We start from the raw sequence: 15,913 nt of genomic DNA on the forward strand, positions 1-15,913 counted from the left end.
CTTTGCAAGCAGAGATTACTTCACTTCTACAGATGCGCCAGCTTCTTCGAGCTTCGCTTTTACTGCTTCTGCTTCTTCTTTGCTTACTTTTTCTTTCAATGGTTTCGGGCAGTTGTCTACCAAGTCTTTAGCTTCTTTCAAGCCAAGACCAGTGATTTCACGAACAACTTTGATAACGTTGATTTTGCCTGCGCCTGGTGCAGTCAAGATTACGTCAAACTCAGTTTGTTCAGCTGCGCCAGCATCACCAGCTGCGCCACCCATTACAGCTACAGGAGCTGCTGCAGTTACGCCGAATTCTTCTTCAATTGCTTTAACAAGGTCGTTCAATTCCAATACGGACATGCCTTTGATGGCTTCCAAGATTTGCTCTTTGCTCATTTGTTAAACCTCCATATTTAGTAAAGTGTATGTTACGCGATTAAGCTTACGCTTCCGCTTCGTTCTTCTCTGCAACGGCTTTGACAGCCAATGCGAAGTTGCGCATTGGTGCTTGGAGCACGCTGAGCAACATGGACAACAAACCTTCGCGGGAAGGCAATGCTGCCAAGGCTTTGATTTGATCTACGTCAACGACGCGACCTTCAACTACTCCACCCTTAATTTCAAGAGCTTCGTTTTTCTTCGCAAAGTCGTTCAAGATTTTCGCAGGTGCTACTGCGTCTTCACGACTGAATGCGATAGCTGTCGGACCAGACAATACTTCATCAAGTTCAGACAACTCAGCTTCTGCTGTCGCACGGCGTACCAATGTATTTTTCAACACTTGGAATTCGATGCCTGCTTCGCGCAGTTGCTTACGAAGTTCAGTAACTTGAGATACTGTCAATCCACGGTAGTCAGCAACAACCGTTGTAGCGCTGCTACGGAATTTCTCAGCGATATCTTGTACAGCTTGCTGTTTCGCTTCGATTACTTTTGCGTTTGCCACTCGTTCCACCTCCTACAAGGTTCTACTTAACACCGCATCCTGTCCGAGATCTTCTACCTACTTCAGCATAAGAAAAGCCTCTGCAGTTTACTACAGAGGCATCACGATAGCACTTGGTGCGCAGACGTGTCAACGACACGCTCCAAGCACTCAGTCTATTTCGAACACCTCGGTAGGAGATTAAGCCTTTCGGCACCTACTGTCTACGGTACGATTATTCAAAAGTTAATTGCACATCATGTGTTAGCAACTCTATTAACATAGCATGGACAGTTGAACCATGTCAACCACTCTCAAAACTTGCCAACAGATTCCCACTAAAGAATAAATCTTAGCGGAAAGATGCTGTGTTCACACGTGCTGCAGGACCCATCGTGGAAGAAACCGCGATGTTTTTCAAATACACGCCTTTAGCCGCTGCTGGCTTCGCACGGTTCAATGCATCGATCAACGCTTTGAAGTTGTCATGCAACTTGTCTGCATCGAAAGAAGCTTTACCGATCGGTGCGTGGATTTGTCCTGCTTTGTCCAGACGGTACTCGATTTTACCAGCTTTGATCTCTTGAACAGCTTTAGTAACGTCGAATGTAACCGTACCAGCTTTAGGGTTAGGCATGAGACCTTTACCACCGAGGATACGTCCCAATTTACCTACTTCGCTCATCATGTCTGGCGTAGCTACGCAGACATCGAAGTCGAACCAGCCTTGTTGAATTTTGTTGATCATATCTTGATCGCCTACAAAATCAGCACCAGCTGCTTCTGCTTCTTTTGCTTTTTCGCCTTTTGCAAAGACGAGAACGCGTTTTGTTTTACCTGTACCGTGTGGAAGTACAACTACCCCACGAACAGCTTGGTCTTGTTTACGAGGGTCTACACCCAAGCGAACAGCAACTTCAACTGTTTCGTCGAATTTTGCTGTAGCCGATTTCTTAACCAACTCAATAGCTTCCATCGACTCATAAGCAGCATCTCTATCGATAAGCTTTGCAGCTTCGACATATTTTTTGCCACGTTTTGCCATGATTTTTTCCTCCTTTGTGGTTTTAACGGATTAACCTCCCACATGCGCCAAAGAAGAACGTATTAGTCTTCTACGACAAAGCCCATGCTGCGAGCTGTACCTTCAACCATACGCATAGCCGATTCAACGGATGCTGCGTTCAGGTCAGGCATTTTTTGCTCAGCGATTTGACGTACAACGTCGCGTTTCACTGTTGCAACTTTTTTCGTGTTCGGTTCACCGGAACCTTTTTCGACCTTAGCCGCTACTTTCAACAATACTGCAGCCGGTGGAGTCTTCGTGATGAACGTAAAGGAACGATCTTCGAATACAGAGATTTCAACAGGAATAATCAAACCTGCTTGATCAGCTGTTTTCGCATTGAATTCCTTACAGAACGCCATGATGTTGACACCCGCTTGACCCAATGCTGGACCTACCGGAGGCGCTGGATTCGCCTTACCCGCTGGAATTTGCAATTTAACGACTTTAATGACCTTTTTCGCCATTTCAAACACCTCCTTGCGCTAGTTATGTGAGGTTCAGGTTGCCCTATCTCACAGTAGAAACCAATAGAAAGATGTATTAGATCTTCTCCACTTGGTGGTAATCCAACTCAAGAGGGGTTTCTCTTCCAAACATGTTGACATGAACCTTAAGCTTCTGCTTGTCTGTAATGATCTCTTCGACCGTACCGACGAAGTTTGCGAAAGGCCCTACCATAATGCGAACCGATTCCTTCAAGTCGAAATCGACTTTTGCTCTCGGATCTTCCATGCCCATTGTCTTTAAGATCTGATCGACCTCTTCAGGCAACAGTGGAATAGGCTTTGAACCAGAGCCGGTAGATCCGACGAATCCGGTAACCCCTGGCGTGTTGCGAACAACATACCAAGACTCATCCGTCTGAATCATTTCAACCAAAACATAACCCGGGTAAACTTTACGCATGACAACTTTCTTTTTGCCATCCTTGTTTACCATTTCTTCTTCCATCGGAACAAGAACGCGAAATATTTTGTCTTCCATGCCCATGGATTCAACGCGCTTTTCCAAATTGGCTTTAACTTTGTTCTCATAACCTGAGTAGGTATGAACAACGTACCATCTTTTTTCCATAACTAAGCCACCTTGGGACTTTATTAAATAATCGCTTCGACTATCGCGGAAATTCCGATATCAAGGACCCAGAAATAAAGCGTCATAAAGATAACCGTGGCTAAAACGACGATCGTATAGCTTGTCAGTTCTTTACGACTGGGCCAGCGAACCTTTTTTAATTCACCCCAGCTGTCGGCAAAGAAGGAAAACATCGAACCGAAACTTTGTTTCAGTTTCCCGAAGAAAGCCACGGACTACACCTCCATCAGACTTATCTCGTTTCGCGATGAGAAGTATGCTCGTTGCAGAACTTGCAGAATTTCTTCAACTCAATGCGGTCTGGGTGATTACGTTTGTTCTTTGTTGTCGTATAGTTGCGTTGTTTGCAGTTCGTGCAAGCCATCGTAACGATTACCCGCATGTAGTACACCTCCTGAAGACACCTTAATGATAAGAAGCGTCGAATTTCCCCAAGCAGAAACGGATTGACCATCCTTCTACAGGGGGACAAATCGTCTCTTGTTCGCTGAATAATCCACTCTCAGTCTAATAACCAATCATTTCTTATTCAGTAAATACGTACGCATATTTAGGGCTACCTAAAACACTTTATCACAAGGGGCAAATGATGTCAATGATAAGATGTTGACGCCGTGGGGGGCGATGTCATTCACTCTATCATATCCGACAGCTGCTTGACAAAGGAAAAGATCACTAATGTTCCTAGTCGCTATCAGTATGGTGGAATATTACGCAATCTAAACCTTCATTCTCGTAAACTTTCGATGTAAAATTAATTGCTTTCAATCGGGAACAGTATGTAAACAATGAAAAAGAGCCTATCTCCCATACTAGGTTGATAAGCTCCTACATCTGTATTCGACTAATTAACATCCGCTATCCCCGCCATCCCGTAACTCCAAATATCGCTCCAACTTTCGCTTGACTCGCTGCAGCGCATTGTCTATCGATTTGACGTGGCGATCCAGATCAACGGCAATTTCCTGATAGGAACGCCCATCCAAATACAGCATGAGCACTTTCCGTTCCAAATCGCTCAAAATTTCAGACATCTTGTCCTCGAGCCCAACGAATTCTTCTTGATTAATGATCAATTCTTCTGGATCAGACACCCGCGAGCCACCAATCACATCTAGCAAGGTGCGATCTGAATCTTCGTCATATATCGGCTTATCCAACGACACATAAGAATTCAATGGTATGTGCTTCTGGCGCGTCGCAGTCTTAATCGCAGTAATAATCTGTCTAGTAATGCACAGTTCGGCGAATGCCTTGAATGATGCCAGCTTGTCTCCCTTAAAATCACGAATTGCCTTGTATAATCCGATCATGCCCTCTTGAACAATATCCTCACGGTCAGCGCCGATTAGAAAATATGAGCGTGCTTTTGCTCGAACGAAATTGCGGTACTTGTTAATTAAGTATTCGAGCGCTTCGCTATCTCCCTCCCTGACCGCGTCGACTAGCTGTTCATCCGACGAACGATCGTATGAGGAGGTGCTTAATACTTTGAGGTCAACACTCACTAGCAATCCCTCCGGCCTGCAACGCAATCCACCCGTTACATCACAAATGATAGATTCAGTATATATGAATCTATCTATCATCGTCAACCAAAGGAAGCCTTATCCTGTGCGGAATTTGAGCATTATTCCAAAATAAGTCTATGCATTTGACTGCATACGCCAAAAATAACGTTGAAAATGACGCTCATGCTCCTGTCCTACGCTACTCAATCTTCTTCCCCTCGGCGCAGCCGTTCAAGCTTAAGCAGTTGATCCAGCTTAAGCTTGCCTTCAATCGGGTTACGCTTGATCGGCTGCAGTGCCTGTTCACGAATCTTCGTCTCCACCTCGCGCCGGGCCTGTACAATAATGAGCCTCAGCTCGCGTGCCGAAATACGAAGTGCACCTTGTGCAAAAGCTACGTTCTGTTCTGTCATGTCTGATGTTGCTACGTAGATTTGACGGCGGCGATGCCCAAGCCCCCTGGCAAGCCGCTCGATGCATTCGTCCGCTGTCTCTTTCTCCTTCGTGAACTGTACAGAGACTTTACCCTGCGTGTACTTGGCTCCTAAGCCAGGAACGCGATATGCGTCAAATACCACAATTACTCTTCGGCCGGAATATGCTAGATAGTCTGCAAGCATATTTAACAGTCGTTCTCTTGCTTCATCTAAGTCTTTATCTTTCAGCTCTCTTAATTCCGGCCACGCCCCGATCATGTTGTAGCCGTCAACAAGAAGCACATCGCGCCAATCCTGCCGATCCATATCGGGCAGCCTCAGCCGCGACGCCGGCGCACGACCTCATACATGAAGATGCCTGCAGCTACCGACGCATTAAGCGAGTTAATTTGCCCTGCCATTGGAAGCTTATACAACATATCGCAATTTTCCCGAACAAGTCTGCCCATTCCTTTATTCTCGTTACCGATGACAAGCGCGATTGGAAGATTGAATACATCCGCTTCATAAATGTCTTGAGTTGCTGTTACATCTGTACCTACGATCCACACTCCACGGTCTTTAAGCTGCTGCATCGTCTGAACCAAATTCGTCACCTTGGCTACCGGCACATACTCGACAGCTCCAGCAGAAGTCTTAGATACCGTAGCAGTCAGTCCAGCTGAGCGGCGTTTCGGAATAACTACGCCATGCGCACCTGTGCAGTCCGCTGTCCGAAGAATGGAACCCAAATTGTGCGGATCCTCGATCTCATCCAATAGGATCAGAAACGGAGTCTCGCCTTTAGCCTCAGCTTGAGCTAAAATATCTTCCACTTCTACATAATGATAAGCTGCAACCTGTGCGACAACTCCTTGATGCTGAACCCCCTCGACCATTTGATCGAGCTTGCGCTTATCGACCATTTGAATCACGACGCCAGCTTTCTTGGCTTCTGCAATAATCGGCCCTGTTAAATGTTTTTGTGCATTTTCCGCAATCCATACTTTATTTATCGTTCTCCCGGATTTGAGCGCCTCGGTTACCGAATGCTTCCCGGCAATATATTCTTCTTCATGCATGCGTAAGTGTGCCTCCCGTCTAGATGTTTCCCTTTTACTTTTGCTGCTGTTCTGTCCCATGTGCTTGAACAATCATAGTAACGAATTGCCGCATCCGTTCAAAATTTTCATTCAGATATAAATAGCCGAATAAAGATTCAAGCGCTGTAGCCTGTCTATATTCACTTACGTTCGCACTTTTCGGCACACTGGACTTCGTATTGCGTCCTTGACGAACGACGTCTGCTTCTTCATCTGTTAATATCGGCATCAGAAGCGATAGCGCACGCGCCTGCGCCTTGGCAGACACATACCCCGTCGCTTCACGATGCAGGTGGTTCGGCCGATGATTCGGCTGTGATATAAGATATTGTCTGATGGCAACTTCGAAGATTGCATCGCCTATATAAGCGAGTACAATCGGATTAAGCTGCTGCGGCCGCTTGGTCGGGGCGAAAGGGAACAGCCATGTTCCAGCATCCCCTGACCTTGCTTCTATTGTTGTCGATTGATGTTCCTGTTGATTATCATTCATTGCGTATGCATAAGCTCCTTCGTCGACCGTAATGCCGCTGCGACTATTTTCGGCGCCAGCGCACACCCTGAGGCGTATCTTCCAGAACGATCCCCTGCTCGGTTAACAGATCGCGAATTTCATCGGCTCTCGCCCAGTTTTTCGCTTTGCGAGCATCGTTGCGTTCTTGGATAAGTTGGTCGATTTCCTCATCCAGCAATTCCTCTTCCTTCTCCAATACCAGTCCAAGCACCTCGTTCATCGCTTCAAAGGCATCCAGCAATGCTTCCAAGTCCCCAGCTGCAAGCGAATCAGCTTGCTGCAAATACGAATTCGCCTCACTTGCCCATTCGAATACAGCAGTAATGGCATCTGCCGTATTGAAGTCATCCTGCATCTTCGCATCAAAGGTCTCTAGAATGGAAGCTATCTTCACTTGAAGTGCCTCGTTCGCATTTTCCTGCACAGATGGATCTGTATTCAGAGATGCCAATGCATGGCGGACATTCGCAACTGCATTCGCTATGCGGCTGACGCTTTTCTCTGCCTGTTCCATCGCTTCTGCATTGAAGTTCAGTGGGTTGCGATAGTGTGTCGACAACATGAAGTAGCGCAGAGCAGCCGGATCATATTGCTTAAGCAATTGATGAACCGTTACCCCATTACCAAGCGACTTCGACATTTTTTCATTATCAATATTAATATATCCGTTATGCATCCACACGTTGGCAAGTGGTTTTCCTGTCACGGATTCGGACTGTGCAGCCTCACATTCGTGGTGCGGGAACTGAAGATCCTGGCCGCCGCCATGGATATCGATCGTTTCACCCAAATATTTGCGCGACATAGCCGAGCATTCAATATGCCAGCCTGGACGGCCTTCGCCCCATGGGCTTGACCAAGAGATTTCCCCTGGCTTCGCCGCTTTCCATAAGACGAAGTCAGCTGCGTCATCCTTGCGCTCATCCACTTCGATTCGAATTCCGAGCTGCAGCTCATCAATGTTCTGACCGGAAACCTGGCCATACTTCGCAAATTCTCTCGTACGGAAATACACATCTCCGCCCGATTCATAAGCCTTACCGTTTGCCACAAGCTCTGAGATGAAGGCGATGATTTCCTCCATATTATCCGTTACACGCGGGTTATTCGATGCACGGCGAATACCTAGACCATCATTATCCTCATAGAACGCCTGAATAAAGCGCTCCGCAACTTCTTGTACCGTGGATCCCAGATCTGCTGCTTTGCGGATCAGCTTGTCATCAACATCTGTGAAATTCACGATGTAGTTTACTTCGTAATCCAGCGTCTCTAAATAACGGCGAACAACGTCAAAAAAGATCGCAGGCCGCGCATTTCCGATATGGATATAGTCATACACAGTTGGCCCGCATACATACATCGTAATGCGATCCGGATCTATCGGCTGAAACGGCTCTTTCGTACGTGTCAGCGTATTATAAATGTGCAAGGTCATGCAAGTCACTCCTCCTTGATGTTCGGGCATTTATTTGTTCACTTTCTCAAGTTCTTTCCTCGGTTGTTGGACAGACTCCTCTACTTGTATGCTTTCTTGACTTTCAGTCTCTGCAATTTCAGAGTCTCTGCCTTGGGGATGCTTAAGTTGGTGCAGTTCAGCTCTCAATGCATCCATCTCAATCTGCATGCTTCGAAGCATATCAATCACTGGGTCAGGCAGTTGGGCATGGTTCAAGCGGTCAATGCGCACTCCATCCTGCTTCACTACACGTCCCGGAATGCCCACGACTGTACAGTTCGGCGGTACTTCCCGGAGCACGACGGAATTGGCTCCAATGCTTGAATTGTCTCCAATAGTGAAAGAGCCAAGCACTTTCGATCCAGAAGCAATGACGACATTGTTCCCAATCGTCGGATGCCGCTTCCCCTTCTCTTTCCCCGTACCTCCAAGTGTTACGCCTTGGTAAATGACTACATCATCGCCAATCTCACAGGTTTCACCAATGACGACTCCCATGCCATGGTCAATAAACAGTCTTTGGCCAATCCTCGCTCCAGGATGTATTTCAATTCCCGTCATGAACCGGCTTATTTGCGAAATAATGCGCGCAGTCGTAAACCAGCGCCAACGATAGAACCGATGTGCAATGAGATGCGCCCAGATGGCATGCAGGCCTGAATAGGTAAAGATTACTTCGAATCGGTTGCGCGCCGCCGGGTCGTTATCGAACACCGCCTGCACATCGGATTTCATTCTTCGAATGACACGCCACATGCTCTGTCCCCCCCGGAACTCAGCGAATTGAGTTAGCATTCCTCTCTCATACACACAAGCGGATACATAAATTCATCACAATAAAAAACGCCCCTGCAGCATGATGCTGCAGAGACGCGATGCGCGGTTCCACTCTGCTTGGACAACATCATATCTCCGCTATTGCCATCGTATATCTATCCTCCACTTACACCGGATACAAAACCATGACATAGCCAAATACTTGTTGCCCCTCTTGAATATCCTTAACGCGGATGATTCGCCACCCCCTACCCATGTACCAGGTACATGCTCAAGGACGGAGCTTCCGGGTGCATCGCATAAGCTTAAAAATGGAACGACTCACAGCCTGTAAGGAGCGATGGACACCAGATCCATAGTCTTCCTTATCTCGATCGTTCTCTCTGTTCATTTTTATCCCGCTTATACTCTCCCGTTCAACGCTTTTATTAGTATGCTCAATCATACTGTACGAAGCATGACTTTCCTTCAGAACGAAATAATGAAAAGGATTCTATCGTTAAGTATATTCGAAGCTCCTACTGCATGACAATAACAATCGTTGAAAGTTATCCGCATGTGCATTCGAATCAAATCCTATCCAGAAACATCAAATCTGATCTATCCATTCAAGCGAGCTAGGACCTTCTCTTTACCAAGCAGAACAATCGTCTCATTCAAATCACGGCCGTGCATTTGCCCAGATACTGCAACACGAACCGGCATGAACAGACCTTTGCCCTTGGCGCCTGTTTCCTTCTGAACTTCCTTCAAGGATACCTTGATCGTATCTGCATCCCAAGTCGTTGCAGCTTCCAGCTTCGCACGAAGTGCTGCCAATACAGTAGGAACCTGCTCTTCAGCGAGCACTGCCTTAGCTTCTTCGTCGATGACAAGTTCTTCACGGAAGAACATCTCCGACAATTCCACAATGTCGGATGCACAGTTCATTTGCTCCTGATACAGCTTCACAAGTGCAGCCGCCCAAGCTTGCTGTTCTTCATTCAGCTGCTCTGGCAAGCGTCCTGCACGCTGGAGGTGAGGAATCGACAATGCCGCAATGCGATCAGGTTCTGCTTTCTTCATATACGTATTATTAATATGCGTCAGCTTATTCGTATCAAATACAGCAGGGCTCTTGGACAAGCGCGTCTCGTCAAAGATCGAGATGAGCTCCTCCATTGAGAAGATCTCTTCTTCCCCTTTTGGTGACCAGCCAAGCAATGCGATGAAGTTAACCATTGCCTCTGGCAAGTAGCCGAGCTGCTCATATTGTTCAATAAATTGAATGATCGACTCATCCCGTTTGCTGAGCTTCTTGTGATTCTCATTTACGATAAGCGTCATATGTCCGAATACAGGCGCTTCCCATCCAAACGCTTCAAAGATCATCAATTGGCGAAGCGTATTCGTCACATGATCTTCTCCACGCAGAATGTGAGACATCCGCATCAAATGGTCATCGATGACAACCGCGAAGTTATAAGTCGGTATACCGTCCTTCTTCACGATAACCCAGTCGCCTGTTGTATCGGATTCAAACGTAATTTCACCTTTAACCATATCATTAAAGGTATACGAGCGTCCTTGCGGCACGCGGAAGCGGATGCTAGGCTTGCGGCCTTCTGCCTCCAGGTGTGCATGATCCTCAGCGGACAAGCTGCAGCACTTGCCGGAATACTTCGGCGTTTCGCCGCGTTCAACTTGTGCTTCCCGCTCCGCTGCAAGCTCTTCTTCCGTACAATAGCAGCGATAGGCAAGCCCGCGCTCTAGAAGCTCGTCCACATATTTATTATAGATATCCAAGCGCTCCGTCTGACGGTACGGGCCGAAATCCCCACCTACATCAATGCTCTCATCCCAATCCATGCCGAGCCACTTCATGTACGTAAATTGGTTCTCTTCTCCGCCTTCCACATTGCGCTTAACGTCCGTATCCTCGATGCGAACGATGAACTTACCCCCATGGTGACGTGCGAACAAATAGTTAAACAATGCCGTACGCGTATTACCAATATGTAAGTGTCCTGTAGGGCTTGGTGCGTAACGAACTCGAATATCGTTATTCATGATTGCTTCACTCCCGTACTTTGTCTTTCCATTAATCATTTCATCATACCATATTGTGAAATAAGCAGACAACAGCCTGTGCGGCAATTCCCTCACCGCGTCCAGCAAATCCTAATTGTTCCGTTGTCGTAGCCTTCACATTCACCTGCGAATCCTCTGCGCCGAGAGCACGAGCGATATTCGCTACCATCGCTGGAATATGCGGCAGCATCTTCGGTTTCTGTGCAATAATCGTGCAATCGATGTTGCCAAGTCGATAACCGCGCTCAACAGCTAGCTGCCATACATGCTCTAACAGCTTCATGCTGTCCGCATCCTTGAATGCAGGATCCGTATCTGGAAAATGCTTGCCGATATCCCCTAATCCTAGTGCGCCCAGAATTGCATCACTTACCGTATGCAGAAGCACATCAGCATCTGAATGCCCAAGCAATCCCTTCTCGTAAGGAATATGAACGCCGCCAATAATGCACGGCCGTCCCTCTACTAACTGGTGCACGTCGAATCCCTGTCCCACTCTAATCATACGTAAGCCTCCCTCTCCTTCTGCCTCAACATTCAATTTCGCTCAGCTTCATGACGAGACAGCCACCATGCAGCCCAATCCAGATCATCCGGCGTCGTTAGCTTAATGTTCGTGTAGCTCCCCTCCACTACGTGAACAGCAATTCCCATCCGCTCAACAAGCATCGCATCATCCGTTCCCACGAATTGCTCCTGCTCCGCGAGCTCATGAGCAGCCATTACATCAGCAAGCCGGAAAGCCTGTGGTGTCTGAATCGCCCATAAGCTGCTGCGATCAGGTGTTGCCGTAATAATACCGGACTTGTCCACCTGCTTAATGGTATCCTTGACCGGAACGGCCAATACGGCCGCTCTGTGCTGCCGGGCCGCATCGTAACATGCGCTTACTCTGCCCGGCTCTACAAAGGGCCGTACACCATCGTGGATGCACACATATTCGAGTCCACGCGCTTTCAGAGCCTGCAAGCCAGCATATACTGAATGCTGACGTTCCTTGCCTCCTGTAACGATGTCTTGAACCTTATGCAATCCGTATTGTTTCACCCATGCTTCGCAGCGCGCATAATCCTGTTCCGTGGTTACCCATGCGATCGATTCGCACTCCTCCATGGACTGAAACCGCTCTACGGTATGGATGATTACTGGCTTATCCTGTAAATGCAAATACTGCTTACTCTCTTCCGTGCCCATGCGCGTGCCTCTGCCAGCAGCGACTATGACCACGCCAAACCCTCTGTCCATCCTTACTAACCCCCATGATGGTAGTATCCCCATCATACCTGTTTATTGGGCTTTTTCCAACAGTTTTGGCTTAGCAAATATCATTCGTCCTGCTGACGTCTGAAGTACACTGGTCACCAGAACCTCCATCGTCATGCCGATATAATCTCTGCCGCCCTCAACGACGATCATCGTACCATCATCCAAGTAGGCTACACCTTGACCATGTTCCTTACCATCCTTGATGACTTGAACAACAATCTCTTCTCCTGGGAGAACCACTGGCTTCACAGCGTTGGCTAGATCGTTAATATTGAGCACTGATACTCCCTGCAGCTCACATACCTTGTTCAAGTTGAAATCATTCGTGACGACTTTCCCCTTTAGCAGCTTCGCGAGCTTAACCAGCTTGCTGTCTACCTCCGAAATTTCGTCAAAGTCCCCTTCATAAATGAGTACTTTTACTTCCAGTTCTTTTTGAATTTTATTCAGAATGTCCAACCCTCTGCGTCCACGGTTCCGCTTGAGCAAGTCCGACGAATCCGCGATATGCTGCAACTCCTCTAAGACGAACTCAGGAATGACGATTGTCCCTTCAATGAATCCGGTCTTGCATATATCTGCGATGCGACCATCAATGATGACGCTTGTATCCAAGATCTTATGTTCTTCCATTCCTCTGCTCTTCTCTTCACCTCGTTCAGGCATGCGGAAGGCGGAGACCCACTTTACAATCTCATCCTGCTTCATAAGTGCTGCTTGCAACCCTGCTGTTGACAGCAGGACAATCATACAAACCGATACCATACGCCCTACTGTCCCAAACGGCTCAAATAGCGGTACAAGCAACCCCCCAAAGGACAGTCCCATCAATGCGCCAGAAGCTCCAATCACCAGCATCCCTGCTGACATATTCACCATGCGTTCTTCCAAGCTGCCCCATAACCGTGCCAATGGCGTAAAAAGTGCACGACCCATCACAATAAAGCAAAATGCCCCGCCAAGTGCCCATAACAGTCCGTTAGAAGTTATTCCAGGGTTGGATAATGACGAAAACTCCATTGTCTGCATATTCCAATACCGATGGAACTCTGTCCCACTCCATGCTCCGATCAATCCTGCAACCGCATAAAATAATCGTCTGAACACGAAGTCCACCTCCTTATCTAATTTGAATATCTTTACAATTATGGCCCAACCCTCTCGCTCCTAATCGTCCATTCTTACATTTTTAAATTCGAGGCGAAGTTGAAATGTAGGAAATCCTAGTCGTATAATAGGGGAGTAGTACGGAATGGGGAGAGCTGAAATAACGTGAGTCCCTTGAGCAGTATGGCTCGGGCCGAACCACGATTCCATGAATAGAGGTGGATGAGTAATGAGTACTTCCAGGTTGCAATCTTTCCAGGATCAAGTCGGCGATTTATTGTTAAGACACCGAAGCTTGCTGGACATTCTTTCGAAATACGGACAGTCTGACGCCTCGGTAAACCGCGCGGTAACAAAAGCCATAACAGAATGTGGCTGCTTGGAGCTGCATGCGAAGCGGCAGCCCTACCATGACGACATGGATATGGATCAAGCGAAGCAATCTCTTGAATCACATGTTCAAGGTCACTTATGCGAGAACTGCAAGGATGTTGTGAAGAGCGAGCTTGGCAAGCACCTATTCTATATGTCTGCCCTGTGCAATCTGCTTGATATTGATCTTGACGATGTCGTCAAACAGGAATCGAGCAAGTGCCAAACTCTCGGGATATTCAACCTGTCCTAATGGAATGAAGAAGAACTGAAAATTGATACAAGATAATTGGAACGGAAATCATATACAACACAAAAAGCACCTGCCGCCCAATTATGGACTGCAAGTGCTTTTCTTTTGGGTTTATTCGCTTAAGAATGCTTTGACTGGTACCACTCTTCCGCATCAAGCTGTTTCTTGCGGCGGCGATTCAGCATTCTAACGTTTTTTTTTAAACCAAGCAGCGCATACAGTACCAACGGCACAAAAATCAGCTTCGGTGTCTGTTCTGGCTGCCATACCGCGATCGCTACTGCCCCTGCAATAACAAAAGGCGTAATCCAGATGGCCTTCTTCGGAATACCGACTTTCTTGAAGTTCGGATATTTCACAGTACTAACCATTAAGTAAGATAATAAAATCATCGCTATCATAAGATAAGCCGCTGGGATGCTCTCATGGAACAAGGCAAGTGTACATGCCACACCGCCAGCCGCTGGGATTGGCAAGCCGATGAAATACCCCGGAATACCATCCTTAACGTTGAAGCGTGCAAGTCGCAGCGCACCACAAATCGGGAAGATTGCAGTAACGATGCAAGCCAGCACCGGGTTACTATCTGTAAAAGCGACGGCATACATAATGAAGGCTGGCGCTACACCGAATGAAATCACATCGGATAGGGAGTCAAGCTCCTTGCCGAATTCACTCTGTGCGTTCAATGCTCTTGCTACACGCCCATCCAATCCGTCGAGCAACATGGCAATAATAATCATAAGAGCTGCTAAGTTGTAGTCATCGTGAAACGCAAGCATGATGGAAATGATTCCGAGAAACAAGTTACCGATCGTAAACAAGCTCGGAATGGACTTTGTAATCATAGGTTCACCTCTAATTTTACTATGCCCAACGTACGTCCTTTCATTGTAGGAAAATCAAATTTGCCTGTCAATGAAGACCTGCTCCTGAATCCGCTTAAGCCCTTCCTTAATCGCACGAGCGCGAACTTCGCCAATGCCGTCTACTTCATCCAATTCCTCAATCGTTGCCATCATGACATGAGGGAGGTATTGGAAGGTTTCGACTAAGTTGTGAATTATGACATTAGGAAGTCTTGGTATCTTGCTAAGAACGCGGTAACCGCGCGGCGAAACGGATTCTTCCTGAATCGTGCTCGTCGTCGGGTAACCGAGCAGTCTTATTAAATGATGGGTATCAAGCAGTTCATCTGCCGTGCATTTCTTAAGTTGGGCTATGATCTCACGTACCTTCTCATCGCTTCCGTCCCGGGCATAATCCTTCAACAGCAGCCAAGCGTCTTCTTCGGTGTTGCTTACGAGCTCTTCGAGCTGCATGCTGATAAGACGTCCCTCTGTTCCCAGTTCGTTGATGTAACGCTTGATCTCCATCTTAATACGTAACACCATCTCAATACGTTGCACAACGTTTACGACATCGTATAAGGTAACCAATTCTTCGAACTCGGATGCAGTTAAATTTGTCATGCCTTGTACAAGCACAACCTTATATTTTTCCAATGTCTGAATCGCTTGGTTCGCCTTCGTGAGAATAACGCCAATCTCCTTAAGTGCATAACGCAGACTGCCTTGGTACAGTGTAATGACATTCCGGCGCTGGGAGATGGAGACTACCAGCTTCCCCGTCTGCTTCGCTACCCGCTCCGCTGTCCGGTGCCGGATGCCTGTCTCCGTAGATGGAATGGAGGAATCCGGAATGAGCTGTGTGTTCGCATATAATATCCGCTTAATGTCTTCACTCAAGATAATGGCGCCGTCCATCTTGGCCAGTTCGTACAAGTAGCTCGGTGAGAAGTCACAGTTAATGGAGAATCCCCCGTCTACAACTTCCATTACTTCTGGACTGTATCCAACGACAATAAGTGCCCCTGTCTTCGCGCGCAGCACATTCTCAAGCCCGTCGCGGAAAGGCGTTCCTGGTGCGACCATCCGCAGCAGGTCGTTCATAATATCCAGTTGGCTTTCCTTCATTCTATATCTATGCCC

Annotated in this window: 20 protein-coding genes and 1 other annotated feature; of the genes, 1 reads left to right on the plus strand and 19 read right to left on the minus strand. The window is 47.3% G+C overall.

Annotated features, from left to right (window positions below; all coding sequences use genetic code 11):
- Nucleotides 1–15 precede the first annotated feature (15 nt).
- From rplL to BP95_RS0114355, 17 genes are all read right to left on the minus strand, one after another.
- On the minus strand, nucleotides 16–381 hold the full coding sequence (gene rplL, locus BP95_RS0114275) for a 50S ribosomal protein L7/L12 (protein WP_021252468.1): 366 nt from the start codon (nucleotides 379–381) through the stop codon (nucleotides 16–18).
- 46 nt (nucleotides 382–427) lie between these two features.
- The gene (gene rplJ / locus BP95_RS0114280) at nucleotides 428–931 is read right to left on the minus strand and encodes a 50S ribosomal protein L10 (protein WP_021252469.1); all 504 of its coding nucleotides are present in this window, start codon (nucleotides 929–931) and stop codon (nucleotides 428–430) included.
- A 61-nt stretch (nucleotides 932–992) separates the two neighbouring features.
- Nucleotides 993–1,158, minus strand: a sequence feature (ribosomal protein L10 leader region).
- Nucleotides 1,159–1,262: 104 nt separating this feature from the next.
- On the minus strand, nucleotides 1,263–1,955 hold the full coding sequence (gene rplA / locus BP95_RS0114285) for a 50S ribosomal protein L1 (RefSeq protein WP_021252470.1): 693 nt from the start codon (nucleotides 1,953–1,955) through the stop codon (nucleotides 1,263–1,265).
- A gap of 62 nt (nucleotides 1,956–2,017) precedes the next feature.
- Nucleotides 2,018–2,443, minus strand: coding sequence for a 50S ribosomal protein L11 (rplK, locus tag BP95_RS0114290; protein ID WP_021252471.1), 426 nt, complete (start codon nucleotides 2,441–2,443; stop codon nucleotides 2,018–2,020).
- A 76-nt stretch (nucleotides 2,444–2,519) separates the two neighbouring features.
- Nucleotides 2,520–3,053, minus strand: coding sequence for a transcription termination/antitermination protein NusG (nusG, locus tag BP95_RS0114295; protein WP_021252472.1), 534 nt, complete (start codon nucleotides 3,051–3,053; stop codon nucleotides 2,520–2,522).
- A 23-nt stretch (nucleotides 3,054–3,076) separates the two neighbouring features.
- Entirely contained in the window at nucleotides 3,077–3,268 is a 192-nt protein-coding gene (gene secE, locus BP95_RS0114300) for a preprotein translocase subunit SecE (protein ID WP_028532522.1), read from the minus strand.
- Between the two features lie 38 nt (nucleotides 3,269–3,306).
- The gene (gene rpmG / locus BP95_RS0114305) at nucleotides 3,307–3,456 is read right to left on the minus strand and encodes a 50S ribosomal protein L33 (RefSeq protein ID WP_019420680.1); all 150 of its coding nucleotides are present in this window, start codon (nucleotides 3,454–3,456) and stop codon (nucleotides 3,307–3,309) included.
- A 466-nt stretch (nucleotides 3,457–3,922) separates the two neighbouring features.
- Nucleotides 3,923–4,582: an RNA polymerase sporulation sigma factor SigH gene (sigH, locus tag BP95_RS0114310; RefSeq protein WP_021252474.1), complete on the minus strand. Its 660-nt coding sequence runs from the start codon at nucleotides 4,580–4,582 to the stop codon at nucleotides 3,923–3,925.
- 206 nt (nucleotides 4,583–4,788) lie between these two features.
- Nucleotides 4,789–5,328 (minus strand): NYN domain-containing protein, encoded by a 540-nt coding sequence (locus BP95_RS0114315; protein WP_028532523.1) that lies wholly within the window; start codon nucleotides 5,326–5,328, stop codon nucleotides 4,789–4,791.
- An 11-nt stretch (nucleotides 5,329–5,339) separates the two neighbouring features.
- Nucleotides 5,340–6,083: a 23S rRNA (guanosine(2251)-2'-O)-methyltransferase RlmB gene (gene rlmB / locus BP95_RS0114320; protein ID WP_028532524.1), complete on the minus strand. Its 744-nt coding sequence runs from the start codon at nucleotides 6,081–6,083 to the stop codon at nucleotides 5,340–5,342.
- A 34-nt stretch (nucleotides 6,084–6,117) separates the two neighbouring features.
- Entirely contained in the window at nucleotides 6,118–6,597 is a 480-nt protein-coding gene (locus tag BP95_RS0114325) for a Mini-ribonuclease 3 (protein WP_028532525.1), read from the minus strand.
- 43 nt (nucleotides 6,598–6,640) lie between these two features.
- Entirely contained in the window at nucleotides 6,641–8,056 is a 1,416-nt protein-coding gene (gene cysS / locus BP95_RS0114330; protein WP_028532526.1) for a cysteine--tRNA ligase, read from the minus strand.
- Nucleotides 8,057–8,086: 30 nt separating this feature from the next.
- Nucleotides 8,087–8,833 (minus strand): serine O-acetyltransferase, encoded by a 747-nt coding sequence (gene cysE / locus BP95_RS0114335; protein ID WP_021252479.1) that lies wholly within the window; start codon nucleotides 8,831–8,833, stop codon nucleotides 8,087–8,089.
- A gap of 621 nt (nucleotides 8,834–9,454) precedes the next feature.
- Entirely contained in the window at nucleotides 9,455–10,903 is a 1,449-nt protein-coding gene (gene gltX / locus BP95_RS0114340; RefSeq protein ID WP_028532527.1) for a glutamate--tRNA ligase, read from the minus strand.
- A 43-nt stretch (nucleotides 10,904–10,946) separates the two neighbouring features.
- On the minus strand, nucleotides 10,947–11,429 hold the full coding sequence (gene ispF, locus BP95_RS0114345; RefSeq protein ID WP_028532528.1) for a 2-C-methyl-D-erythritol 2,4-cyclodiphosphate synthase: 483 nt from the start codon (nucleotides 11,427–11,429) through the stop codon (nucleotides 10,947–10,949).
- Between the two features lie 32 nt (nucleotides 11,430–11,461).
- Nucleotides 11,462–12,169: a 2-C-methyl-D-erythritol 4-phosphate cytidylyltransferase gene (gene ispD / locus BP95_RS0114350; protein ID WP_021252482.1), complete on the minus strand. Its 708-nt coding sequence runs from the start codon at nucleotides 12,167–12,169 to the stop codon at nucleotides 11,462–11,464.
- A gap of 42 nt (nucleotides 12,170–12,211) precedes the next feature.
- Entirely contained in the window at nucleotides 12,212–13,297 is a 1,086-nt protein-coding gene (locus BP95_RS0114355; RefSeq protein ID WP_028532529.1) for a PIN/TRAM domain-containing protein, read from the minus strand.
- 229 nt (nucleotides 13,298–13,526) lie between these two features.
- Here BP95_RS0114355 and BP95_RS0114360 point away from each other — a divergent pair, with 229 nt between their 5' ends.
- Nucleotides 13,527–13,922: a nucleoside triphosphate pyrophosphohydrolase family protein gene (locus tag BP95_RS0114360; RefSeq protein ID WP_021252484.1), complete on the plus strand. Its 396-nt coding sequence runs from the start codon at nucleotides 13,527–13,529 to the stop codon at nucleotides 13,920–13,922.
- A gap of 119 nt (nucleotides 13,923–14,041) precedes the next feature.
- Here the strand turns inward: BP95_RS0114360 and pssA are convergent, their stop codons facing one another.
- Together pssA and disA are read right to left on the minus strand one after the other, a co-directional pair.
- Entirely contained in the window at nucleotides 14,042–14,770 is a 729-nt protein-coding gene (pssA, locus tag BP95_RS0114365; protein ID WP_021252485.1) for a CDP-diacylglycerol--serine O-phosphatidyltransferase, read from the minus strand.
- Nucleotides 14,771–14,824: 54 nt separating this feature from the next.
- Nucleotides 14,825–15,898: a DNA integrity scanning diadenylate cyclase DisA gene (gene disA / locus BP95_RS0114370; protein WP_021252486.1), complete on the minus strand. Its 1,074-nt coding sequence runs from the start codon at nucleotides 15,896–15,898 to the stop codon at nucleotides 14,825–14,827.
- Nucleotides 15,899–15,913 lie beyond the last annotated feature (15 nt).

The organism is Paenibacillus sp. UNC217MF (assembly GCF_000686865.1).
Classification (GTDB): Bacteria; Bacillota; Bacilli; order Paenibacillales; family Paenibacillaceae; genus Paenibacillus_B; species Paenibacillus_B suaedae.

Excerpts from the sequence above, each read along its gene's own strand:
- BP95_RS0114325 (WP_028532525.1), bottom strand. The coding sequence starts at position 6,597 with ATGAATGATAATCAACAGGAACATCAATCGACAACAATAGAAGCAAGG.
- BP95_RS0114360 (WP_021252484.1), top strand. The coding sequence starts at position 13,527 with ATGAGTACTTCCAGGTTGCAATCTTTCCAGGATCAAGTCGGCGATTTA.
- BP95_RS0114315 (WP_028532523.1), bottom strand. The coding sequence starts at position 5,328 with ATGGATCGGCAGGATTGGCGCGATGTGCTTCTTGTTGACGGCTACAAC.
- cysE (WP_021252479.1), bottom strand. The coding sequence starts at position 8,833 with ATGTGGCGTGTCATTCGAAGAATGAAATCCGATGTGCAGGCGGTGTTC.
- rlmB (WP_028532524.1), bottom strand. The coding sequence starts at position 6,083 with ATGCATGAAGAAGAATATATTGCCGGGAAGCATTCGGTAACCGAGGCG.
- cysS (WP_028532526.1), bottom strand. The coding sequence starts at position 8,056 with ATGACCTTGCACATTTATAATACGCTGACACGTACGAAAGAGCCGTTT.
- gltX (WP_028532527.1), bottom strand. The coding sequence starts at position 10,903 with ATGAATAACGATATTCGAGTTCGTTACGCACCAAGCCCTACAGGACAC.
- rpmG (WP_019420680.1), bottom strand. The coding sequence starts at position 3,456 with ATGCGGGTAATCGTTACGATGGCTTGCACGAACTGCAAACAACGCAAC.
- ispD (WP_021252482.1), bottom strand. The coding sequence starts at position 12,169 with ATGGACAGAGGGTTTGGCGTGGTCATAGTCGCTGCTGGCAGAGGCACG.
- disA (WP_021252486.1), bottom strand. The coding sequence starts at position 15,898 with ATGAAGGAAAGCCAACTGGATATTATGAACGACCTGCTGCGGATGGTC.
- pssA (WP_021252485.1), bottom strand. The coding sequence starts at position 14,770 with ATGATTACAAAGTCCATTCCGAGCTTGTTTACGATCGGTAACTTGTTT.
- rplL (WP_021252468.1), bottom strand. The coding sequence starts at position 381 with ATGAGCAAAGAGCAAATCTTGGAAGCCATCAAAGGCATGTCCGTATTG.
- rplK (WP_021252471.1), bottom strand. The coding sequence starts at position 2,443 with ATGGCGAAAAAGGTCATTAAAGTCGTTAAATTGCAAATTCCAGCGGGT.
- rplA (WP_021252470.1), bottom strand. The coding sequence starts at position 1,955 with ATGGCAAAACGTGGCAAAAAATATGTCGAAGCTGCAAAGCTTATCGAT.
- ispF (WP_028532528.1), bottom strand. The coding sequence starts at position 11,429 with ATGATTAGAGTGGGACAGGGATTCGACGTGCACCAGTTAGTAGAGGGA.
- nusG (WP_021252472.1), bottom strand. The coding sequence starts at position 3,053 with ATGGAAAAAAGATGGTACGTTGTTCATACCTACTCAGGTTATGAGAAC.